19 protein-coding genes and 1 pseudogene are annotated in these 22,649 nt (G+C 73.7%); 9 read left to right on the top strand and 11 right to left on the bottom strand.

What is annotated here, in order from left to right:
- Window positions 1-143: 143 nt before the first annotated feature.
- On the bottom strand, window positions 144-710 hold the full coding sequence (locus ACFYM6_RS23655; protein WP_387278759.1) for a hypothetical protein: 567 nt from the start codon (window positions 708-710) through the stop codon (window positions 144-146).
- A 160-nt stretch (window positions 711-870) separates the two neighbouring features.
- On the opposite strand from ACFYM6_RS23655, the gene ACFYM6_RS23650 reads away from it, so the two are divergent.
- On the top strand, window positions 871-1,767 hold the full coding sequence (locus ACFYM6_RS23650; RefSeq protein WP_387278757.1) for an Fpg/Nei family DNA glycosylase: 897 nt from the start codon (window positions 871-873) through the stop codon (window positions 1,765-1,767).
- Between the two features lie 78 nt (window positions 1,768-1,845).
- On the opposite strand, the gene ACFYM6_RS23645 is transcribed toward ACFYM6_RS23650, so the two are convergent.
- Entirely contained in the window at window positions 1,846-2,682 is an 837-nt protein-coding gene (locus ACFYM6_RS23645) for a helix-turn-helix domain-containing protein (protein WP_387278755.1), read from the bottom strand.
- Between the two features lie 114 nt (window positions 2,683-2,796).
- On the opposite strand from ACFYM6_RS23645, the gene ACFYM6_RS23640 reads away from it, so the two are divergent.
- A complete protein-coding gene (locus ACFYM6_RS23640; protein ID WP_387278753.1) occupies window positions 2,797-3,390 on the top strand; it encodes an NADPH-dependent FMN reductase in 594 nt (197 codons plus the stop codon).
- 42 nt (window positions 3,391-3,432) lie between these two features.
- Here the strand turns inward: ACFYM6_RS23640 and ACFYM6_RS23635 are convergent, their stop codons facing one another.
- The 5 genes from ACFYM6_RS23635 to ACFYM6_RS23615 form a co-directional block, all read right to left on the bottom strand.
- Window positions 3,433-4,311 (bottom strand): aminoglycoside phosphotransferase family protein, encoded by an 879-nt coding sequence (locus ACFYM6_RS23635; RefSeq protein ID WP_387278751.1) that lies wholly within the window; start codon window positions 4,309-4,311, stop codon window positions 3,433-3,435.
- A gap of 137 nt (window positions 4,312-4,448) precedes the next feature.
- Window positions 4,449-5,870: a WGR domain-containing protein gene (locus ACFYM6_RS23630; protein ID WP_387278749.1), complete on the bottom strand. Its 1,422-nt coding sequence runs from the start codon at window positions 5,868-5,870 to the stop codon at window positions 4,449-4,451.
- A 130-nt stretch (window positions 5,871-6,000) separates the two neighbouring features.
- A complete protein-coding gene (locus ACFYM6_RS23625) occupies window positions 6,001-6,951 on the bottom strand; it encodes a hypothetical protein (RefSeq protein ID WP_387278747.1) in 951 nt (316 codons plus the stop codon).
- A gap of 77 nt (window positions 6,952-7,028) precedes the next feature.
- Window positions 7,029-8,408, bottom strand: a complete 1,380-nt coding sequence (locus ACFYM6_RS23620) for an FAD-dependent oxidoreductase (protein ID WP_387278745.1) — start codon at window positions 8,406-8,408, stop codon at window positions 7,029-7,031.
- A gap of 39 nt (window positions 8,409-8,447) precedes the next feature.
- Window positions 8,448-9,587: a glutamate--cysteine ligase gene (locus ACFYM6_RS23615; protein ID WP_387278743.1), complete on the bottom strand. Its 1,140-nt coding sequence runs from the start codon at window positions 9,585-9,587 to the stop codon at window positions 8,448-8,450.
- A gap of 291 nt (window positions 9,588-9,878) precedes the next feature.
- On the opposite strand from ACFYM6_RS23615, the gene lysX reads away from it, so the two are divergent.
- The 5 genes from lysX to ACFYM6_RS23590 all read left to right on the top strand — a co-directional run bounded on the left by lysX (window position 9,879) and on the right by ACFYM6_RS23590 (window position 17,790).
- Window positions 9,879-13,214 (top strand): bifunctional lysylphosphatidylglycerol synthetase/lysine--tRNA ligase LysX, encoded by a 3,336-nt coding sequence (lysX, locus tag ACFYM6_RS23610; RefSeq protein ID WP_387278741.1) that lies wholly within the window; start codon window positions 9,879-9,881, stop codon window positions 13,212-13,214.
- 158 nt (window positions 13,215-13,372) lie between these two features.
- Window positions 13,373-13,666: a DUF6412 domain-containing protein gene (locus ACFYM6_RS23605; protein WP_387278739.1), complete on the top strand. Its 294-nt coding sequence runs from the start codon at window positions 13,373-13,375 to the stop codon at window positions 13,664-13,666.
- Between the two features lie 126 nt (window positions 13,667-13,792).
- Window positions 13,793-14,524 (top strand): YidC/Oxa1 family membrane protein insertase, encoded by a 732-nt coding sequence (locus ACFYM6_RS23600; protein WP_387278737.1) that lies wholly within the window; start codon window positions 13,793-13,795, stop codon window positions 14,522-14,524.
- A gap of 101 nt (window positions 14,525-14,625) precedes the next feature.
- Entirely contained in the window at window positions 14,626-16,041 is a 1,416-nt protein-coding gene (locus ACFYM6_RS23595; protein WP_387278735.1) for a carbohydrate-binding protein, read from the top strand.
- A 189-nt stretch (window positions 16,042-16,230) separates the two neighbouring features.
- On the top strand, window positions 16,231-17,790 hold the full coding sequence (locus ACFYM6_RS23590) for a cellulose binding domain-containing protein (protein ID WP_387278733.1): 1,560 nt from the start codon (window positions 16,231-16,233) through the stop codon (window positions 17,788-17,790).
- Window positions 17,791-17,797: 7 nt separating this feature from the next.
- Here ACFYM6_RS23590 and ACFYM6_RS23585 read toward each other — a convergent pair whose 3' ends face one another.
- Both ACFYM6_RS23585 and ACFYM6_RS23580 read right to left on the bottom strand, forming a co-directional pair.
- Window positions 17,798-18,475, bottom strand: a complete 678-nt coding sequence (locus tag ACFYM6_RS23585) for a DedA family protein (RefSeq protein WP_387278731.1) — start codon at window positions 18,473-18,475, stop codon at window positions 17,798-17,800.
- A 95-nt stretch (window positions 18,476-18,570) separates the two neighbouring features.
- Complete coding sequence (locus ACFYM6_RS23580; RefSeq protein ID WP_387278729.1) at window positions 18,571-19,170, bottom strand: DUF1349 domain-containing protein; 600 nt, start codon at window positions 19,168-19,170, stop codon at window positions 18,571-18,573.
- Between the two features lie 77 nt (window positions 19,171-19,247).
- Between ACFYM6_RS23580 and ACFYM6_RS23575 the strand changes: the two genes are divergently transcribed.
- Together ACFYM6_RS23575 and fabG are read left to right on the top strand one after the other, a co-directional pair.
- Entirely contained in the window at window positions 19,248-20,900 is a 1,653-nt protein-coding gene (locus tag ACFYM6_RS23575) for an alpha-amylase family protein (protein WP_357440050.1), read from the top strand.
- A gap of 69 nt (window positions 20,901-20,969) precedes the next feature.
- A complete protein-coding gene (fabG, locus tag ACFYM6_RS23570; RefSeq protein ID WP_387278727.1) occupies window positions 20,970-21,728 on the top strand; it encodes a 3-oxoacyl-ACP reductase FabG in 759 nt (252 codons plus the stop codon).
- On the opposite strand, the pseudogene ACFYM6_RS23565 reads toward fabG, so the two are convergent.
- Window positions 21,701-22,173, bottom strand: a pseudogene (locus ACFYM6_RS23565) (hypothetical protein). The gene fabG and the pseudogene ACFYM6_RS23565 overlap by 28 nt on opposite strands.
- Complete coding sequence (locus ACFYM6_RS23560) at window positions 22,166-22,561, bottom strand: hypothetical protein (RefSeq protein WP_357440058.1); 396 nt, start codon at window positions 22,559-22,561, stop codon at window positions 22,166-22,168. The pseudogene ACFYM6_RS23565 and the gene ACFYM6_RS23560 overlap by 8 nt, the downstream one beginning before the upstream one ends.
- Window positions 22,562-22,649: the final 88 nt, after the last annotated feature.

Below are 22,649 nucleotides of genomic sequence, written 5' to 3'. Positions count from 1 at the left end.
GTCGCCGTGGTCGACCTCCCCGGCCATCCCGGACACGCTTCGGGGGCGGCCATCGCCGCCCCCGAAGAGGATGTGCCCGGCTGGCGAACCACCAGACTGGTCGGGCGTGCCGGCGCACCGCCAGGCGAGCCGATCAGTGCCCGTCAGAACATCGCGGCAAACTGTGAATCAAGCCACTCCCGGAACCGGCCGACCCACTCGCCGTCGGTCGTCGGCCAGTCGAACTGGCCGGTCAGCGCGACGAGGCCGAGCACCACGGCGGCGAGGCCGACCACCACACCGATCAGCGCGTCGGTCGTACCGGCCACGTGCCGCCGGCGGGTGGCGACCAGGCCGAGCACGGCGAGCACCGCGCCGACCGCGCCGAGCCCGATGCCGTATCCGGCGAGGCTGCCGCTCAGCACGAACAGCGCGCCGACCACGGAGGCGATCAGGCCGAGGGTGGCCAGCAGGCTGGCCCGGGGCTTCGGCCCGAGGGCCACGGGAGCCGTCCGGGGTTCGGCGTCGGGGCGGGCCGACGGCCGGTCCGGCTGGCCGTCCCGGTCCAGGTCGACGGTGCGCTCCAGGGTCGGATCCGGGTCGATCCCGGTGCGCCGTCCCTCGGTAGCGACCGGACGGCCGGTGGCGGCCGTGTGGCGGCCGTCGACGACGCCGTCGCCGTTGACGTCCTCATCTCGCGCCGGCGCGTTGCGGTGGGACAAAATCTTCATTTTCGACACCTCCTGATCTGCTGCGTGGAGGCCGGGTGATGCGCAGTGGCGACCACGCGTGACACGCAGGACGTACCCGGCAGCCGGGAATTCGACACCCGTCGACGGGTGGCCGGACTCCCCAGCGGCGCCGCCCACGCCCCGGGCTACCGTTGCCGTCGTGCCAGAGGGACACACCATCCACCGCCTGGCGGCCCGACACGCCGAGCTCTTCGCGGGCGACCGGGTGCACGCCGCCAGCCCGCAGGGCCGCTTCGCCGAGGGCGCGGCCCGGCTCACCGGCACCGTCCTCGAGGGCACCGAGGCGTACGGCAAGCACCTGCTGCACCACTACGCCGGCGAGCTGACCCTGCACGTGCACCTCGGCCTCTACGGCAAGTTCGCCGACGGGCCCGGCGAGCCGCCACCCCCGGTCGGGCAGGTGCGGCTGCGACTCAGCAACGACGGCGCCAGCTCGCGGCGTGGCGGCAGACGCGCCGAGGTGGGCCTCGACCTGGCCGACATCGGCGTCCCGCCAGCCGGCGAGGACCACCGGCACTGGCTGGACCTGCGCGGCCCGACCGCCTGCGAGCTGCTCACCCCGACCGAGGTGGCGGCCCTGCGCGACCGGCTCGGCCCGGACCCGCTGCGCGCCGACGCCGACCCCGACCGGGCGTACGCGCGGATCCGGCGCAGCCCCACCCCGCTCGCCGCGCTGCTGCTGGACCAGTCGGTGGTGGCCGGCACCGGGCTGATCTTCGTGACCGAGGCGCTGTTCCGCGCCGGGCTGCCGCCCACCCTGCCCGGGCGGGACCTCACCCCGGCCGGCTCGGCGGAGCTCTGGGCCGACCTGGGGGCGCTGATGACCCTCGCCGTCGAGCGGGGCCGGATCGACACCGTGCGGGACGAGCACCTGCCGGAGGCGATGGGCCGTGCGCCCCGCGTCGACCGGCACGGCGGGGAGGTGTACGTCTACCGCCGCCCCGGCGCGCCCTGCCACGTCTGCGGTGCCGGGATCAGCCGGGGCGAGCTGGCCGGCCGCAACCTCTACTGGTGCCCCACCTGCCAGGCCGGCTGACGCCGGGTCCGGTGTCCAGGCCGCCCCGGGTGCTGCCGCCCGACGATTCCCGGCCGCGTCCCCCGCCCGCCGGCTGCGTCAACCGACCGCGCGAAGGACGCGGGTCTGGTGCCGGAGCCGCTCGACGGCCTCCGCCGTCGTCCCGTCGGCGGGGAGGAGGACGACCAACTGCTGCGCGTCGATGCTGGGCAGCTCCAGCCGCTCCCGGTGCCAGCGCAGCTCGCGCGCGGTGGGATGGTCGAGCCGCAGCGGGACCTGCGGCGGGGGCAGGTGGTGGTTGAGTCGTCGGGTGAACTCCTGCCCGGCGACGGGGGCGAGCTCGGCCTTGAACCACTCGGATGTCTCGGCGGACGGCCCGAGCCACAGGTCGAAGGCCTGCTCGTCGGCCACCTGGTCCCAGTCGGGGAAGAACGCCCGGGCGCGTGGGTCGGTGAACACGTAGCGCGTCAGGTTCGGCGACTCGGTGTCGAGCAGCCCGCTCTCGCGCATGACCAGCTCGAACCCGCTCGTGTACGCGAGCACGTCGCCAAGGCGGTTGGTGACGAACGCGGCGCCGGGTTCGAGCAGTCGGAGGGTCTCCCGCACGGTGGGCCGGATCTCGCGGTTGGGTGGCGACGGTCGCCGGTGCGCGGAGCAGGCTCCGCCGGTGATCTTCGCGAGGTAGCGCAGGTGGTGGCGCTCCCCGGCATCCAGGCTCAGGGCGTCCGCGAGCGCGTTCACCACGGCGGGGGACGGGTTGCGGTCCCGTCCCTGTTCGATCCGGGTGAGGTACTCCACGCTGATCCCGGCACGGGTGGCCAGGTCCGAGCGACGCAGGCCGGGGGAGCGGCGCCGGCCATGATCGGGCAGACCGAAGGACTCCGGCTGGATGCTGTCGCGCTTCGCCCGCACGAAGTCGCCCAACGGCGTACTCATGGATCGAGAGTCTAGGGCGGCTCCCGGCAGCCGCGGCCGTCGTAGCGTGGCCCTACGGGGGCCAGCCTGCGCCCGGTCTGGTTACCGTCGCCGCGACGGCGGACCGTGGATCGCATGAGCGAGAAGCACAAGTTGGTCATTGTCGTGGGAAGCGTCCGCGAGGGCCGGTTCGGGCCGGTCGTCGCGTCCTGGGTCGCCGAGCGGGCGCGCGAGCACGGCGGGTTCGACGTGGATGTCGTCGACCTCGCGGAGATCGAGATCCCGCTGTCGTTGCCGGCGATGTCACCGAAGTTCGCCGGCGACGCGTACCCGCGCCCGGCGGGGATGGCGCCCCTGACCACCCGGCTCGCGGACGCGGACGCCGTCATCCTGGTCACCTCTGAGTACAACCACAGCTACCCCGCCGCCCTGAAGGCGGCCATCGACTGGCACTTCACCCAGTGGACGGCCAAGCCGGTCGCCTTCGTCAGCTACGGCGGGGCCGCCGGCGGCCGGCACGCCGTGCTGCACCTGGAGAACGTCCTCACCGAACTGCACGCGGTGACGATCCGCGACGGCCTGGCCTTCCCGAACTACTTCACGGGATGGGCGGACGGCCGGCCGCTGGATCCCCAGGCTTCCGGATACGCCAAGACCCTGCTGGACCAGCTCGCCTGGTGGGCCGGGGCGCTGCGGACGGCACGGGAGGCGGCGCCGTACCCGGCCTGAGCGCCGGGCCTCGCGGTGTGACCGACCCCTCCCCGGGGTCGGTCACCCCTCGCCGAGCAGCCAGCGGACCACCTCGACCTGATTCGGGAAGACCTGATCCCCGCCGATGCTCCAGGCCGTGGTGTGCACGATCGTCCAGCCCCGGACCCGCTCCCGGTCGAGGCCCAGCTCGGCGCTGAGCCGGTCCAGCCGATAGCGGACCGCCTCGGGCGAGTGCCCCAGCTCCGCGCCGCGCACCATCGGCACCGGTGCGAACTCCCGCTCGCCGGCCAGCGGCTTCGGGTCGATGACCAACCACGGTTCCCGGGTCGCCCGGAGCACGTTGCCGGCGTGCAGGTCCTGGTTGACCAGCACCTGCTCGCCCTGACTGGGCACCAGGTCGGCGAGCAGCCCGAGCGCCGCGTCCAGCAGCCGCCGCTCGTACGGGCGGTTGGCCCGCTCCCAGTTCGCCGGTAGCTGCTCCGCCCAGCCGGCCGCCTCCTCGGCGAGCGGGGTGAACGGCGGGCCGGCCGGCCCGCCGAGCCGGGGGAGCAGTTCGACCACCACGTCCAGCGCCGCATCGAGGGGCAGCTCGTGCAGCGGGGTGCCGGGCACGCAGCGCTCCACCAGCAGCGCCCGCCGTGGCGGGTCGTGGGCGAGCAGCCGGATCGCGCCGGCACCGGCCCAGCGGGCCAGCGCGGTCGCCTCGTGCGCACTGTCCGCGTCCGGGTACTGGAGCTTCAGCACCGCCGCGGTGCCGTCGGGCAGCTCCGCCGGCATCGCCAGCGAGGCGAACGCGTACGGGTAGGGCGGCCCGACCCGCAGCTCCCACCGCCGTACGCACTCGGCCAGCAGGTCCGGCAGCTCGGCCAGCCAGGCCCGGCCCGCCGGCAGCCGCCGGACCCAGCCCAGGCCCTCGGGGATCTCCAGGTGCCCGGCCATCCGGCCATCCTGGACCACGTCGGCGGGTCGCGTACAACCGATTCCGGGACGGGCTGGCAGGGCGGAGGCGGGCGGTGCGTTGGACCTGCCGCTGACCGGTCCGGGAGCGGTCCCGCCCCGCCCCCGGACCGGAGTCCTCAGCGGAGGCGGCGGATGTCGCCGTACGCCCGGTAGAACCCGCCCCGACCGGCCTCCCGCACGTCGGTGACCAGGTAGCGGGCGCCCGGCTCCCGGATGCCCTTGGGGAACTGCACCGACCAGTCCCGGCGGTAGCCGTCCGACAGCACGTAGATGCGCAGCCGGCCACTTGCCTCGACGCACTCCACGACCACGCCGGCCCGGTCGTCGGTGGTGACCTCCACCGTGGTCCAGGCGGCCGGCTCGGGCAGCCGGGTCGGGGCCTTCACGTCGACCACCTCGGGCACGCTGCCCGCCTCGGCGGCCCGGATCGCAGGCTCGCTGGCGTCGATGCAGGCCAGGTAGCCGCTGGTGGTGACCACGTAGAGCCGCTCCTCGTGGTACTGCATCGAGTACGCCGAGCCGCAGCCGGTGCCGAGCTTCCACAGCCGGTTGCCGGCCGCGTCGAAGCAGTAGATCGAGGACGCGCTGTCGCCGGCGAAGACGTACCGGCCACCTTCGGCGGTGGCGCAGGAGAAGACCGCGGCGTCGCACCGGTACGTCCGCTCGGCGCGCCCGTCCTTGCGCAGCCGCACCACCTCGCGGGTGCCGGTGCCGGCGAACACGCTGTCCCGCTCCTGCCAGCCGAAGAGCACCGCCCCGGTCCGGGTGTGCCACAGCTCCCGTCCGGTACGCCAGTCGTAGCCGGTAACCCCCTGCGAGTGGCCGTGATAGAGCGCGTCGGTGTCACAGCGCACCATCCAGGCGGACCGGCCCCGCCCCGGCCGGCGCCAGAGGAACTCGTCCTCGTGGTCGATCGCGGCGATGCCGCCCTCGCGGTCGGAGACGCCCAGCACGCCGTCGTGGATGTCCAGCCAGTAGATGTCGATGTCCGGGGCGATCGCGTACGCCACCCGGGGCACCTTGCCGGAGAGGTCGTAGACGTTGCCGTCGTCGCAACCCGCGTAGATCCAGGCGTCGTCGGCGACGATGCACTTCACCCCGTCGGGGAGCCGGACCTGGTTCAGCACCCGGGCGTCGTGACCCAGGGTGGTGATCACCCCGCGCTCGTTGCCCACCATGCAGCTCTGCCCGTCGATGAAGATGCCGAACGCGGGCGCGCCCGAGTCGTACCGCCAGAGGACCGGGGCGGTGCGGGCGGTGGAGCGGGTGCTCACGATCTGCCGGCGGGAGACCGCCCGCTTCTGGCGTACGCCCGGCACCGCCGGGGCGTACCCCTTGCGGACCTTCTCGCCGATCTTCTTCGCGGCGGCGGCCCGGGCCCGGGCGTTGTCCGGGAAGGTGGTCGTCTTCACCTGGCCCTGGTCGCCGATCCGGCCGTAGCGCACGGTCATCGCGGTGTCCGCCACCACGACCTCGTAGAACTTGTGCGCTCCTCCGTCCACTTCGGACAGTTCGAGGTAGGTCGTCTCCTGCGACATGGGATGCCTCCGAGGGGAAAAGGCGCCGGACCCGGCACTGCGACAGCGCGCACACGCTAACCGCGCCCCCCGACAAGAAACTGGGTGCAGTTGTTGTCGCTGGGACGACAACAACTGCACCCGAAGCGGATCACGGACGCCAGCCCGCGGCGGACAGCGCGGCGCGCAGCTGTGCGGCGACCTCCTCCGGGCGGCGGCGGACGTCGAACGCGGTGAAGCGGAGAATCCGGTCGCCCTCGATCCAGACCCGGTTCTGCCGGCGCAGGTCCGCCGCCCAGTGCCGGGCGTCCATGTGGTGCGCGCCGTCCACCTCGACGTGCGGCCGCCAGCGCCGCCAGTACGCGTCCAGGTAGCGGATCCGGCCTTCGGCGTCCCGCCGGCGCTCCTGCCCGTCCGGCATCGGCAGGCCGTGCCGGCGGCAGAGCCGCACCAGATCGATCTCCGAGAGCGCCTCCGCACCGCCGGCCACGTCGCGCAACGTCTCCCGGATCAGGCTCCGGCGCCGGGCGCGCGGCAGCCGGTCCACCACCGCGCCGACCTCCGCCGGGGTGACCCGCCGCTGCTGGCAGCCGGCCGCGAGGATCTCCTGCGCCTCGTCGTCGGTACGCGCCCACTGCGCCGCGTCCACCAGGGACCTGGCCATGCTGGTCCGGTCCGGCCGACCCCGCTGCCGGTCGGCGTCCGGGAGTTGGCGGACCCGGCGCGCCCGTACGGCTGGCAGGCCCGGCGGGAGCCGGCGCAGCAGGTCGGTGGCGCGCCGCTGATGGGGCACCAGGACGTCCACCACCTCGTACCGCCAGGTCCCGCGCAGGCCGCCGGCCCGGGCGGCGGCCAGCCCGGCGAGTACCGCCCCCTCGCCCGCGGCCAGCACCGCGACCCACCACTGTTCGTCCTGGCTGAACGGGCCGCCGGGCGCCGCGCGGAGCAGGCCGCGACACACCCGTTGCCAGCGCCCGCTGGCCAGCAGGTGTCGCACGGTGGCCGGGGTCAGCTCCGCCGTCGCCTGCGCCCAGGTGACGATCCCCGACTGCTCGAACAGCAGCCACTCCAACCCCGACGCGTCGTCCCTCGGCAGCCGCATCTGACGATCAGAGCCGACTTTGGGTGCAGTTGTTGTCGCTGGGACGACAACAACTGCACCCGAAACCGACAGCCGCCCTACCGTTCGGCGCGGGAGAGGGCGTCGACGGCCCGGCGGGCGGCGATCAGGACCGGATCCCAGACCGGCGCGAACGGCGGGGCGTAGCCGAGGTCCAGCGCGGTCATCTCGTCCACCGTCATGCCGTTCCACAACGCCACGGCCAGCGCGTCGATCCGCTTGGCCGCCTCGGACCAGCCGACGATCTGCGCCCCGAGCAGCCGGCCGCCGGGCCGCTCGGCGATCAGCTTCACCGTCATGGGGCGGGCGCCGGGATAGTAGCCGGCCCGGTTGGTCGACTCGGCCCGTACCGTGACGAACTCGAACCCGGCCGCGGCGGCGTCCGGCTCCCGCAGGCCGGTCCGCCCCACCTCCAGGTCGCAGACCTTGGTCACCGCCGTGCCGACCACGCCGGGGAAGGTCGCGTACCCGCCGCCGATGTTGATCCCGGCGACCCGGCCCTGCTTGTTGGCGTGGGTGCCCAGCGGGATGTGCACCGGCAGGCCGCTGACCCGGTGCAGGGTCTCCACGCAGTCGCCGGCGGCCCAGACGCCCGGCACCCCGGGCACCCGCATCCGCAGGTCGGTGCGGATCCCGCCGGTCGGGCCGAGCGGCAGGCCGGCCGCTGCGGCGAGGGCCGTGTTCGGGCGTACGCCGAGACCCAGCACGACGACGTCGGCCGGGATCGGCCCCTCGGCGGTGACCACCGCGGCGATCCGCCCGTCCCGCTCCTGCAGGCCGGTGACCGTCAGGCCGCTACGGATGCCGATGCCCACCTTGCGCAGGGCGGCGACGACCAGCTCGCCCATGTCGGGGTCCACCGTGGACATCGGCTGGGCGCCCTGCTCGACCAGGTCGACCGAGAGCCCGTGCTGGAGCAGCGCCTCGGCCATCTCCACGCCGATGTAGCCGCCGCCGACCACCACCGCGCGCCGGGGCCGCGGCTCGCGGTCCAGCCAGTCCAGCAGGGCCGCGCTGTCGTCGAGGGTCTGCACGCCGAAGACCCCGGCGATGCCGCCGCGCGCCCATTCGGGCTGCACCGGAACTGCGCCGGTGGCGTACACCAGGCTGTCGAAACCCGCGCGGACCTCGCCGCCGCCGTCCAGGTCGCGGGCGACCACCTCGCGGCGGTCCAGGTCGATGGCGGTGACCTCGTGCCGTAGCCGCACGTCGATGTCGAACTGCTCGCGGAAGGTGACCGCATCGCGGGCGATGAGCGCGTCCCGGTCCGGCACCAGCCCGCTGATCCAGTACGGGATGCCGCAGGCGGAGTATGAGGTGAAGTGGCCGCGCTCGAAGGCGACGATCTCCAGGTCGGCCCCGTCGCGACGGCGTCGGGCCTGGGAGGCGGCCGCCATCCCGGCCGCGTCCCCGCCGACGACGATCAGCCGTTCCGCCACGGGCCAATCCTGTCACGCGAAGATCCGAGGCGGGGCCGGTCAGCCCCGGGTCTGCCGGGCCACGTCCGCCACCACGTCGACCAACTGACCGGTACGCGCGAACACCGCCCGCTGCCGCGCCGCGCCGCTGCCGCGCCGGCGCAGCCCGCCCAGCAGTTCGGTCACCTGGTCGAGGTCCCCGTGCCGCGCCAGCTCCGGGCGGACCCGGTCGACGAGCCGGTCCAGCAGTTCCCAGGCCGGGCGCAGCTCGCCGTCGGTCAGGTCGACGCCGTCGCCCTCCAGCCCGTCGTGGGCAGCCCGCCAGTGCGCGGCGACCAGCAGGTGGTGGTCGGTGCGGATGGCCGGCCGTCCTTCGGCGACCGCCGCCAGCGCGGTCGCCACCAGGGCCCGCACCAGGGCGGCGACCAGCACCGCGTCGTCCACCGACGGGCAGACGTCGCCGATCCGCAGCTCCACCGTCGGATACTTCGCGGACAGCCGGGCGTACCAGTAGAGCATCCCCTCGTCCAGCATCACGCCACTGGCGATGAGCTGCCGGATCAGCCGCTCGTAGTGCTCGTGCGAGTCCAGGTACGGGGTGGGCGCCACCGACGGCCAGCGTTCCCACTCGACCGAGCGCCAGCTCGCGTACCCGGTGTCCGCGCCCCTGGCGAACGGGGAGTTGGCGGTCACCGCGTGCAGGATCGGCAGCCAGGGGCGGACGTGGTTGAGCACCTGCACCCCGGCCTCCGGGTCGGGGATGCCGACGTGCACGTGCATGCCGTTGTTGCCGGGGCCGGGCACCAGCAGCTGGAACCGCTCGACCATCCGGTCGAAGCGGGGCTTGTCCACCACCGGCGGCACCGGCCCGTCCACCGGCCCGGTGCCGATGGCGAGCAGCCGTACGCCGGCCCGCTCGGCGGCGTCGGCCAGTTCTGCGCGGAGCACTCCGAGGGAGTGCCGGACGGAGGACAGCTCCAGCCCGGGCGGGCTGCCGATCTCGATCTGGCTGGTCTGGAACTCCCGTTCCACCTGGCCGCGCAGCTCCGGCGGCACCTGCTCCATGACCAGGTCGACGGCGGGCACGGCAGCGCCGGTGTGCGGGTCGACGAGCAGGAATTCCTCCTCGACGCCGACCGTCAGCAGGTCGGTCCCGCCCGGGGCGGTGCTCCGTTCCCGTTCCGCCACCGACCCACCCATCGCCACCACCGCCCATCCGTCCGGCCGCGGCCTGGCGCCGCGCCGTCGACGCCCTGTTACCCAGCGTGTCGGCGGCCGGAAACGCACCCTCCGGCGTGTCGCGGGGTGCGCGTCGGCGGGTGCGGCCGCTCTCCCCGGAAGCGTGGCCTTGACCGGCGGAATGGGCGCTGTTTTCGGGAATCTGCGCGCATCCCCGGCCTGGCTGGCCGCCGTGGGCGGCGCGGGAGAACGGGTTCGGGGGCCTACGATGAGGCCGCTCGACGCCCATCGCCGGCAGCGAGGGAGGCCACGTTGACCCCGAGCAGCACGTCGCGGACGGTGACCGACGCCCGGCACGCCGGCCGGGACTGGCGCGGCCAGGTGCCGCGGGGCTTCGCCACCTTGCTCTGGGTGGTCGCGGTGGTCTGCGCGCTCGCCGCGGTGAGCAGTGCCTTCCGCACCGGCATCCAGCCGGTCCGCACCGCGATCGACGCCCTGCTGGTGCCCGCGCCGGCCAACCTGGCGTACGCCGTCTTCCTCGGCACCCTGGCCTCCGCGGTGCTGCGCCGCAAGCGGCTCGCGTACTGGGTGCTGGTCGCGTACTTCAGCCTCACCCTGACGTTCAGCCTGGTGGCCGGGAGGCTGCTGCTGACCGTGGGCAGCAACGACCTCACCAACGACGCGGGTGAGCGGATCTTCGGCGCCCTGGAGACGTTCGGGGTGTGGGTCGGCCTGGCCTTCGCCGCCAGCGCGCTCGCCCTGCTGCTCGCCGCCCGGCGGGAGTTCTACGCCAAGGTGCGCAGCGGCAGCGTCTGGCGGGCCCTCGGCGTCCTCCTCGGCCTGGCGGCGGTCTCCGTCGGGCTCGGCTACCTGCTGCTCCTGCTCGAGCCGGGCAGCCTGCACACCTGGTCGGACCGGCTCGGGTACGCGGTCGAGAAGGTCTTCGGTGGCGCGGTCATGGTCGACGTGACCCGGAAGGGCCAGGCCCCCGGCTGGGTCAACCTGCTGCTCGGCGGGTTCGGCGCGATCTCCTTCGTCGCCGGCCTGTTCACCCTGGTCCGCTCCCAGCGGGCGAACGCGGTGCTGCACCCCGACGAGGAGGAGCGGATCCGCGAGCTGCTCGCCCGGTACGGCGAGCGGGACTCGCTCGGCTACTTCGCCACCCGGCGGGACAAGGCGGCGCTCTTCTCGCCCAGCGGCAAGGCGGCGATCACCTACCGGGTGGTCAACGGGGTCAGCCTGGCCAGCGCGGACCCGGTCGGCGATCCGGAGGCGTGGGGCCCGGTCATCGAGGCGTGGCTCGGCCAGGCCCGTGAGTACGCCTGGACCCCGGCGGTGATCGGCGCCAGCGAGGCCGGGGCGCGGGCGTACCAGCGGCACGGCCTCAAGGTGCTGCAGCTGGGCGACGAGGCGATCCTGCTGACCCGCGAGTTCGACCTCAACGGGCGCGACATGCGCCCGGTCCGCCAGGCGGTGCACCGGGTGGAGCGGGCCGGCTACACCGCCCAGGTACGCCGGCACGCGGAGATCCCTCCGGAGGAGCTGGCCCGGCTGGCGCGCCTGGCCACCACCTGGCGGCACACCGAGCACGAGCGGGGCTTCTCGATGGCGCTGGGCCGGCTCGGCGACCCGGCGGACGGCGACTCCGTGCTGGCCGAGGCCCGGGACGGCAGCGGCCGGGTGCGAGCGCTGCTGTCGCTGAGCCCGTGGGGCGCGCACGGGCTGTCGCTGGACCTGATGCGCCGGGACCGCACCGCCGAGAACGGGGTCATCGAGTTCATGGTGGCCGCGCTGCTGGAGGCGGGCCCGCGCCTCGGCGTCGAGCGGGTGTCGCTGAACTTCGCGGCGTTCCGGTCGGCGTTCGAGCAGGGCGCGCGGATCGGCGCCGGCCCGGTCATCCAGCTCTGGCGGCGTACGTTGCTCTTCTTCTCCCGCTGGTGGCAGCTGGAGTCGCTCTACCTGTCGAACGCCAAGTACCAGCCGCACTGGACGCCCCGCTACCTCTGCTTCGGGGAGCGCCGGGAACTGGCCCGGGTGGGTCTCGCCGCGGTGGCCGCCGAGGGCTTCCTCGCCCTGCCCGGCGGCCGGCCCACCCCGCTGTACGGGGTGCCGGCGGCCGGTGGCGCCGTCCGCTTCGTGCCGCCGGCCGCCGCGACGGTCCGGGCCGTCCCGCCGGAGCCGACCCCGGTGCAGCAGCCGGAGCAGGTCCGGGTACGCGTGGCCAAGCTCGACCGGCTGCGTGCCGAGGGGATCGACCCGTACCCGGTGGGCTATCCCCGCACAGTGAGCTGCGCGGCGGTGCGGGAGCGGCACGCCGGGCTGGCGCCGGACACCGGGACCGGGGAGACGGTGGCGGTGGCCGGCCGGGTGATGCTGGTCCGCGACCACGGCGGGGTGCTCTTCGCCACGGTCCGGGACGGCAGCGGCGACCTCCAGCTCATGCTCGAGCACGACCTGGACCGGTGGCGGGACACCGTCGACATCGGCGACCACGTCGGGGCCACCGGCGAGGTGTACGCCACCCGGCACGGCGAGGTGTCGGTGCGGGTCGCCGACTGGCGGCTCACCGCCAAGTGCCTGCGGCCGCTGCCGGACAAGCACCACGGGCTGGCCGACCCGGAGGCCCGGGTCCGGCAGCGCTACCTCGACCTCGCCATCAACCCCGAGGCGAGGGGCCTGCTGCGGGCCCGCGGCACCACCCTGCACGCCCTGCGTTCCACACTGGCCGGGCGGGGCTTCCTGGAGGTGGAGACGCCGATCCTCCAGCGGGTGCACGGCGGGGCCAACGCCCGCCCGTTCGTCACTCACAGCAACGCGTACGACCTGCGGCTGAGCCTGCGGATCGCGCCCGAGCTGTACCTGAAGCGGCTGGCCGTGGGCGGCGTCGAGCGGGTGTACGAGCTGGGTCGGGCGTTCCGCAACGAGGGCGTCGACCACAGCCACAACCCGGAGTTCACCGTGCTGGAGGCGTATCAGGCGTACGCCGACTACCACGTGATGCGGGAGCTGGCCCGGGAGTTGATCGTGGCGGCGGCGGTGGCGGTGCACGGCACGCCGGTGGTCCGCCCGCCCGGCAGCGGCGAACCGGTGGACATCGGCGGCGAGTGGCCGGTGCGGACGGTCAACGAGGCGATCTCCGCCGCGCTGGGCGAGGAGGTCACCGCCGACACCGACCTGGCCGGCCTGCGCAAGCTCTGCGACTCCGCCGGGGTGTCGTACGACCCGCGCTGGGGGCGCGGCGCGGTGCTGCTGGAGCTCTACGAGCGGCTGGTCGAGGCGCGCACCGAGCGGCCCACGTTCTACCTGGACTTCCCGACCGAGGTGTCCCCGCTGACCCGGCAGCACCGGCACGACCCGCGGCTGGCCGAGCGGTGGGATCTGGTGGCGTTCGGGCTGGAGCTGGGTACGGCGTACACCGAGCTGGTGGACCCGACCGAGCAGCGCCGCCGGCTCACCGAGCAGTCGCTGAAGGCGGCGGGCGGCGACCCGGAGGCGATGGAGCTGGACGAGGACTTCCTCACCGCGCTGGAGTACGCCATGCCGCCCACCGGCGGGCTCGGCCTCGGCGTGGACCGGCTGGTCATGCTGCTGACCGGCCGCTCCATCCGGGAGACCCTCCCCTTCCCCCTGGTCCGCGAATCCTCCTGACCCGCCGGGGCATGCCGGGACCGCTCCACCACTTCGCCGACATGGTGGGGTCGGGCCGGTGGGATGCCGCCATTTCGCCGACCTGCCGGGGCGTGGGTCGCGCCGGGTGGCCGGCGGCTCGGCCGGGGGGCGTGACACCGGGTTCTAGGGTGGTCGGCGTGCGGGGGATTCTGGTGGCGGTGACGGGGGCGTGGGCGTACGCGCTCGCCCAGCTCACCGTGCTCGCGGACCGGCCGGCGGCGTTGCTCGCCGGTGCGGCGGTGGCCGCCGCGCTGCTGCTGGCCGTTCTGCTCGCCGCGCGGGTCGGGGTGCTGCCCGACCGGCTCGGCGGACGGCACGCCACCGCCCTGCGGGCCCGCGCCCGGCACCGCCGGGTGCCCCGCCAGGTCGACCCGGACGCTCCCGGGCGGCCCCGACCCCGCGCGCCCGGCCTGCGCCCCTCGGCCGCGTAGCGCGTCACCGCGTCGGGACACCGGCGCGGGCCACGAAATCCGCCACGCGGCCGGTTCCGTCGTCATCCGTCCCGCCGGGACGCGTCGTCCCGTCGGGGCATCCGGAATCGGACCGAGGGGTTCCCCATGCTCGCCTTCGCACCACTGCACACCGCGGCGTCCGCCGCCGCCACCGTCGTCACCTGGCTCGCCGACACGCTGGTCCCGCTGACCGGCGGGGCCGCCACGGCCGCCGCGATCGTCCTGTTCACCATCGGGGTCCGGCTGTTGATCTCGCCGCTCACCGTGGCGCAGGTCCGCGGGGAGCGGCGCCGCGCGGCGCTCGCCCCCGAGGTCCGTGACCTCCAGCGGCGGTACGCCGACGACCCCGCCCGCCTGCAGAGCGAACTCTTCGCGCTCTACCGGCAGGCCGGGGCCAGCCCGGTCGCGGGCTGCCTCCCGGCGCTGTTGCAGGCGCCGTTCTTCCTGGTGATGTACCGCCTCTTCGCCACCGGCGACGGCAGCACCACGTTGCTCCACGAGCGACTGGCCGGCGTACCCCTGGGCTGGCACCTCGGGGACGGGCTCTCCGCTCCGGTGGTGGCGGTCTTCGGGGTGCTGCTGGCGGCGCTGCTCGCGCTGGCCTGGTGGTCCTCGCGGCGGGCCCGGCGGGCGGCCACGGTCGCCGGTACGCCCACCGAGGGGCCCGGTGCCGCCGTGCTGGGTCGGTTGCTGCCGTTGCTGCCCTACACGACGGTGCTGGTGGCGCTGGTGGTGCCACTGGCTGCGGTGCTCTACCTGGTCACCACCACCGGCTGGACCGCCCTGGAGCAGGCCGTGCTGCGCCGGCCGCAGCCGGCAGGCATCGACGTGCATTAGCCGGTAGGCATCGACATGCATTGACAAATGCGGGGACGGGCGCGTAGAAATCGCACTCAGAGAGCGCTCTCTGGCACCCGTCCCCGCAGAGAGGCACCCCGATGAACCCAGTCCCGGCGGCGTCCGCCGCCCCCTCCGCCGTGCGCCCGTCGCGCCGACGGCTCGCCCTGGCGGCGGCCGTGCTCACCACCACCACCGCGCTGGCCACCGTCTCGCTGACCGCCCAGGCCGCCGTCCCGCCGCCCCCGTCCGGCTGGAGCCTGGTGTGGAGCGACGACTTCACCGGTGCGGCCGGCACCCTGCCCTCCTCCGCCAACTGGATCATCGACACCGGCACCAGCTACCCCGGCGGTCCGGCCAACTGGGGCACCGGCGAGATCCAGACCTACACCTCGAACACCGCCAACCTCAGCCAGGACGGCGCCGGCAACCTGCGGATCACCCCGCTCAGGGACGGCGCCGGCCGGTGGACCTCGGCCCGGATCGAGACGGTCCGGACCAACTTCAAGCCGCCGGCCGGGGGAGTCCTCGCCCTGGAGGGGCGGATCCAGATGCCGAACGTCACCGGCGCGGAGGCGGCCGGCTACTGGCCCGCGTTCTGGGCCCTCGGCTCGCCCTACCGGGGCAACTACCAGAACTGGCCGGGTGTCGGCGAGTTCGACGTGATGGAGAACGTCAACGGGATCAACTCGGTCTGGGGGGTGCTGCACTGCGGCGTCGCCCCCGGCGGGCCGTGCAACGAGTTCAACGGCATCGGCGGCTCCCGGGCCTGCCCGGGCAGCACCTGCCAGTCGGCGTTCCACACGTACCGCTTCGAGTGGGACGCCTCGGCCAGCCCCCAGCAGCTCCGCTGGTACGTCGACGGCCAACTCTTCCACACCGTCACCCAGGCCCAGGTCGGCGAACCGTACTGGGGGCAGATGACCAACCACGGCGGCTACTTCCTGCTGCTCAACGTGGCGATGGGGGGCGGCTTCCCGAACGGGGTGGCGGGCTACGCCACGCCCACCTCGGCCACCGTCTCCGGCCGGCCGATGCTGGTCGACTACGTGGCCGTCTACACCCGGGGCGGTGGCAACCCGCCACCGACCACCCCGCCGCCGGGCGGCACGGTGGACGCGTACTCGACCATCCAGGCCGAGGCGTTCAACGCCCAGAACGGGGTGCAGGTGGAGGCGTGCGCCGAGGGCGGTCAGGACATCGGCTGGCTGAGCAACGGTGACTGGGCTCGCTACGACAACGTGGACTTCGGCGCCACGCCGCCGCGGGACTTCGTGGCCCGGGTCGCCTCCGGCGCGCCGGCCGGGGTCAGCGGACTCGTCGAGGTCCGGGTGGACAGCCCGACCAGCGCGCCGATCGGCAGCTTCGCGGTCGCCAACACCGGCGGCTGGCAGAGCTGGCGCTCGGTGCCGGGCAACGTCGGCGCGGTGACCGGCCGGCACACCGTCTACCTGACGTTCAGCAGCGGCCAGCCCGCCGACTTCGTCAACGTCAACTGGTTCACCTTCCGCCGCTGATCGGAAGCGGGGGCCCCGTCCGCGCGCCGCACGCATCGGACGGGGCCCCTCCGGACGCCCTGGATTTCCTCTGGACAGAAACAGTTAACAGTCTTAATAATGAGCGCAGACGTCGACGGTCATGGATACCCTCCACGCCGGTCCGCGCAGGCCGGCCACCCTCCACCACAACGGTCCCTGGAGGACGCCGTGAGACTCCGTTCCGCCCGGGCGGCGACGTTCGCCGCCGCGCTCGCCGCCGCTCTGGTAGCGGCCACCATCGTGGCCGCGCCACCCGCCTCCGCCGCCACCGCCGCCTTCGTCCGCGTCACCAGCTGGGGCAGCGGGTACGAGGCGAAGTTCACCGTCAAGAACGACAGTTCGGCCAGCATCTCCTCGTGGAACGTCCAGTTCGACCTGCCCGCCGGCAGCACCGTCGGCGCGTTCTGGGACGCCCTGCTGACCACCTCCGGCCAGCACGTCACCGCCGTCAACCAGTCCTGGAACGGCACCCTCGCCCCGGGGGCCAGCACCACCTTCGGCTTCAACGTCAACGGCAACGGCGACCCGACCAACTGCACCGTCAACGGCGGTCCGTGCACCGGTGGCGGCGGCAACCCGGGAGCCCCGGCCACACCGGGCGGCCTGCGGGTCACCGGCACCACCAACACGTCGGTCTCGCTGGCCTGGAACGCTGTCTCCGGCACGGTCACCGGCTACCGGGTGTACGAGGGCACCAGCGTGAAGGCCACCGTCACCGGCACCTCGGCCACCGTCTCCGGCCTGGCCGCCTGCTCGGCGCACAGCTACACGGTGACCGCCTACAACGCCAACGGGGAGTCGGCGAAGTCGGCGGCCGTGTCGGCCAGCACCACCGGATGCACCGGCGGGGGCGGCGCGATGGCCGCCGCGCCCTACCTCTACCCGGGCTGGGGTGACCCGCCCGCCCCATCGACGGTGATGGGCGCGACCGGGATCAAGTGGTTCACCATCGCGTTCGTGCTCTCCGGGGGCGGCTGCACACCGGCCTGGGACGGCAACGGCCCGCTCACCGGCGGCACGCACGCCAGCACCATCGCCGCGATCCGGGCGGCCGGCGGTGACGTCATCCCGTCCTTCGGCGGGTGGAGCGGCAACAAGCTCGGCCCGAACTGCTCCTCGGCCAGCGCGCTGGCCGGCGCGTACCAGCAGGTGATCAACGCGTACGGGCTGAAGGCGATCGACATCGACATCGAGAACAGCGACGAGTTCGAGAACGAGGTGGTGCAGGACCGGATCCTCGGCGCCCTGAAGATCGTCAAGCAGAACAACCCCGGCATCAAGACGATCGTCACCTTCGGCACCACCACCTCCGGGCCGTCCTGGTGGGGCACCCGCCTGATCAACCAGGCCGCCGCGCTCGGTGCCAACATCGACACCTTCACGATCATGCCGTTCGACTTCGGCGGCGGGGCGAACATGTACCAGAACACGGTCAACGCGGCCGAGGGGCTGAAGAACACGCTGAAGACGGCGTTCGGCTGGTCCGACGCCACCGCGTACGCCCACATGGGCATCTCCGGCATGAACGGCCTCTCCGACCAGCAGGAGCTGACCTCCCCGGCCACCTGGACGCAGATCCGGGACTGGGCCAAGGCCCGCGGGCTGTCCCGGTTCACCTTCTGGTCGGTGAACCGCGACCGGGCCTGCCCGGGCGGCGGCGTGGTCTCCAACTGCTCCGGCATCGCCCAGAACACCTGGGAGTTCACCTCGATCACCGCGAGGTACTGAGCCGCGGTCAGCGGCCGGCGGTCACCGACTGCCGGCCGCGCCGCGCGCGGCGGCGGCGACGACGGATCCGCTTCGTCGCCCAGCTCGCGATCATGATGCAGAAGATCGCGGAGATCGCGTAGTTGAACCAGCCGCTGTACCGGTCGACCTGCTCCCAGCGGGAGCCGAGGGCGAAGCCGAGCCCGACGATCAAGGCGTTCCAGACCCCGCTGCCCAGCGTGGTGAGCAGCAGGAACTCGCCCAGCGGCAGCCGGTTGGCCCCGGCCGGCACGGACACCAGGCTGCGCACCACCGGCACCAGCCGGCCGACCAGCACCGCCCACCTGCCGTACCGCTCGAACCAGCGGTCGGCCTTCTCCAGGTCGGCCCGGTCCACCAGCGGGACGTGGTCCAACCAGCGCTTCAGCCGTTCCTCGCCGAGCGCCGCGCCGAGCCAGTACAGCAGCACCGCGCCGAGCAGCGAACCGGCGGTCGCGGCGAGCACGATCAGCACCACGTTGAACCGGCCCTCGGCGCAGAGGTAACCGGCCATCGCCAGCACGATCTCGCTCGGGATCGGCGGGACGACGTTCTCCAGGGCGACCAGCAGCGCCACCCCCAGCGCGCCCATCGCGTCGAGCACGCCCGCCACCCACCCGGTCAGCCCGGTGAACTGGTTCGGGTCGACGTTCCGGGCGAGAGCCATCGCCGTCCTTTCGCCGGGTGCCGGGGGATCCGAGGTTGGTACCCCGGCGGCCGCCCGTCACACCTGCCGGTGACCCGCCCCACCGGCGGCCGGGCTCAGCCCGCCGGGTGTAGGGCGACGTCCGCCGGGCCCCGCCGCCATCCGGTGAAGCGGACCACCAGGCCGCCCCGGCTCGGCGAGCAGCAGTACGGCCCGGCCGATGCCTCGGCCACCGGGTCCAGCGGGGCCACCCGGACCAGCCGCCACGGCTCCCGCGCGACCCGGGCCCGTACGGTCAGCGCGTCCCCGGCCCGGCTGACCCGGACCGTCACCTCCCGCCCCGACCACTCCGGCACCGGGGCGACGGACCAGTCCGACCGCTCGTCGGTGACCACCGCGCCGACCTGCGGCTGGCCGTCGCTGACCTCCACTCCCGCCTTGGTCCACCGCCGCTCGTCCACCCGGACCAGCACCCCCGCCTGGTCGAACTGCGCGGCGTAGTCGAGCCGGAAGCTCACCTCCACCGCACTGTCCACCGGGAACGGTGCGAGCAGCGCCGGGCCGTCGTCGTGCACGAATCCGTAGCTGGTCCGCCGCCAGAAGTCGCTGCCCGCGCGTGGCTCGACCAGCAGCCCGTCGGCCGACTCCGCGGTCCGGACGGGCGGATTCAGCCAGGTGCCGGCGGACCAGTCGACGGGGTGGGTGTCGGCGCTCATGCCGGCACCGTACCGGCGGGGCGAGCCCGGCGGGACCCGGGTTTGCCGGACCGGCGGAGCGGAGAAGTAAGCCGGGCATGGGCGACAGGTGGTATCAGGAGGCGGTCGTCTACTGCCTCGACATCGACACGTTCGCGGACTCCAACGGCGACGGGGTGGGCGACATCCGGGGCCTCCTCGGCCGCCTGGACTACCTGGCCCGGCTCGGCGTGACCTGCCTCTGGCTGCACCCGATCCACCCGTCCCCGCGCCGGGACGGCGGCTACGACGTCACCGACTTCTACAACGTGGACCCGGGCCTGGGCACCCTGGGCGACTTCGCCGAACTGCTGCACCAGGCGCAGAACCGGGGCATCCAGGTGATCATCGACCTGGTGGTCAACCACACCTCGGACGAACATCCCTGGTTCCAGTCCGCGCGCTCGTCGCCCGACTCGCCGTACCGGGACTGGTACGTCTGGTCCGACAAGGAGCCGCCGGACCGCTACCAGGGCATGGTCTTCCCGGGTGAGCAGAACGAGACGTGGAGCTACGACCGGACCGCCAAGGCCTGGTACTACCACCGGTTCTACAAGTTCCAGCCGGACCTCAACATCGCCAACCCGGAGGTCCGCGCCGAGATCAAGAAGATCGTGTCGTTCTGGCTCCAGCTCGGCGTCTCCGGGTTCCGGATGGACGCCGTCCCGTTCATCATCGAGCTGACCGAGCCGGGCAACCCGGACTCGCCCAAGGACATGGACTTCCTCACCGAGCTGCGCCAGCACGTGCAGTGGCGGCGGGGCGACGCGATCCTGCTGGCCGAGGCGAACGTCGAGCCCGACCAGCTGCCGACGTACTTCGGGGACAGCGGCGGCTCGGCCAACCGGATCCACATGCTCTTCGACTTCATGCTCAACGGTCGGCTGATGCTCGCCCTGGCCCGGCAGGACCCGGAGCCGGTTATCGAGGCGCTGCGGGACACCCCGGCGCTGCCCGAGGGCGGGCAGTGGGCGACCTTCCTGCGCAACCACGACGAGATCGACCTGTCCCGACTCACCGCCGAGCAGCGCAACCAGGTGTACGAGCAGTTCGGCCCCGACGAGGACATGCGCCTCTACGGCCGAGGCATCCGCCGCCGCCTCGCCCCGATGCTCGGCAACGACCGGCGGCGCATCGAGTTGGCGTACGCGCTCCAGTTCTCGCTGCGCGGCACGCCGGTGCTGCGCTACGGCGAGGAGATCGGCATGGGCGAGGACCTGTCGCTGCCCGGCCGGGAGGCGATCCGTACCCCGATGCAGTGGTCGTACAAGGAGAACGCCGGCTTCTCCACGGCCGACCCGGAGAAGCTGGTCCGCCCGGTGGTCGACAAGGGCGAGTACGGCTACCAGAAGGTCAACGTGACCGCCCAGCGCAGGGATCCGAGGTCGCTGCTGGGCTGGTTCGAGCGGATGATCCGCACCCTCCGGGAGGCTCCCGAGATCGGCTCGGGCAGCACCACGCACATCGACGTGCCGATGCCACCCGGGGTGCTCGCGCACCGCGCCGACGGTTCGACCGGGACCATGGTGTTCCTGCACAACCTCGGCACCGAGGACGTCGAGGTCGACCTGAGCATGCTCGCCCCCGAGGCGGACCTGCCGATCGACGTGCTCGCCGACCGCAACTACGAGGAGGTCGGCAAGCTGGACCGGCTCAAGCTCGCCGGCTACGGCTACCGGTGGATCCGGATCTGCCGCGGCAGGGGCCTGTGACGGCCGGACCGCGCCGCGTACCCCTGGGTTAGGCTCCTTCGATCGAGCCCAAGTTACCGGGAGGTAATCATGTCGGAGGAGCCCCGCGTCGCCATCGTGACCGGAGCCGCGCGCGGCATCGGCGCGGCCACCGCCCGTCGGCTGGCCGCCGACGGCATGACCGTCGCCGTGGTCGACATCGAGGAGTCGGCGACCAAGGAGACGGTGGACGCCATCGTCGCCGCCGGCGGCCGGGCGCTGGGGGTGGGCGCCGACGTCTCCGACCGGGCCCAGGTGGAGGCCGCCGTCGAGCGGGTCGCCGCCGAGCTGGGGGCGCCGACCGTACTGGTCAACAACGCCGGGGTGCTTCGGGACAACCTGCTGTTCAAGATGACCGACGCCGACTGGGACACGGTGCTGGGCGTGCACCTGCGGGGGGCGTTCCTGTTCAGTCAGGCGGCCCAGAAGCACATGGTCGAGCGGAAGTGGGGCCGGATCGTCAACCTCTCCAGCACCTCGGCCCTGGGCAACCGGGGCCAGGCGAACTACGCCGCGGCCAAGGCGGGCCTGCAGGGCTTCACCAAGACCCTCGCCATCGAGCTGGGCCCGTTCGGGGTGACCGTCAACGCGGTCGCGCCCGGTTTCATCGTCACCGACATGACCGCGGCCACCGCGGCCCGGATGAGGGTCGACTTCGCGGCGCTGCAGCAGCATGCCGCCGCCGAGATCCCGGTCCGCCGCACCGGCCGGCCGGAGGACGTCGCGCACACCATCTCGTTCCTGGTCAGCGAGGGCGCGTCGTTCGTCTCCGGCCAGGTCATCTACGTCGCCGGCGGTCCCAAGGACTGACCCTCCGAGGCGTCCCGCCCGATCAGGGGCGGGACGCGTCGGGGCGGGTGCGCCAGAGCCAGTACAGGCCGAGGATCGGCAGGACCAGCGGGATGTAGCCGTAGCCGCTGCCGAACCCCGACCAGACCGTCTCGTCCGGGAAGAGTGCCCGGTCGGCCAGGCTGAGGACGCCGACCGCGACCACCCCGACCAGCTCCACCGAGCAGCAGGCCAGCGCGACCCGGCGGCCGGCGTGCCCGGCCCGGGCCAGCCCGACCGCGGCCACGATGTAGATCAGCGCGGCCACCGCGGAGAGCAGGTACGCCACCGGCGCCTGGTCGAACTTGGTGGCGATCTGCAGGCCCGCCCGCGAGGTCGCGGCGATGGCGAAGAGGATGTAGACGGCGATCAGCAGCCGCCCCGGCCCCCGGTTGGTGGTGCGCTCGGGCACCTGGGTCTCAGCCACCGACGACCTCCCAGGTCTGCTGCAACCGGACCACGACCACCGGGGTGACCAGGCAGACCGCGCAGACGATCGCCGAGCCCCAGCGGGTCGGCTCCATCCGGGCCAGCACCCAGGCCAGCGGCGGCAGGCAGACCAGCGTCACCAGGTAGCCGAAGAACGCGCCCGGCTCGCCCGGCCGCTCACCGCCGCCGAGCGCCACCAGCGCCAGCACGGCGAGCGCGAGCAGCGCCACCTCCAGCACGGCCAGGCCGACGAACTGGAGCCGGTCCGGCGCCCGGTGGCGCAGCGCGGCCACCAGCGCCCAGGCCGCGACAACGAGCGACAGCACGATCGCGGCCGTCGCGAGGATCCCGTCCACCGGCGAGCCGGCCGCCGCGGCGCTGGTCATCGGCGCCCTCCCGGCGCAGTCCGAGTCACCGGCACAGACTACTAAGCGTCGTAGTAACCACCGTCGCCCGGCTCTCCCATCCGGTCGG

The sequence above is a fragment of the Micromonospora sp. NPDC006431 genome (genome assembly GCF_042870725.1).
In the GTDB taxonomy this organism is placed as follows: Bacteria; Actinomycetota; Actinomycetes; order Mycobacteriales; family Micromonosporaceae; genus Micromonospora.
The sequence above is the reverse complement of the archived record's forward strand: the minus strand, read 5'-3'. Positions and strand labels throughout refer to the sequence as shown.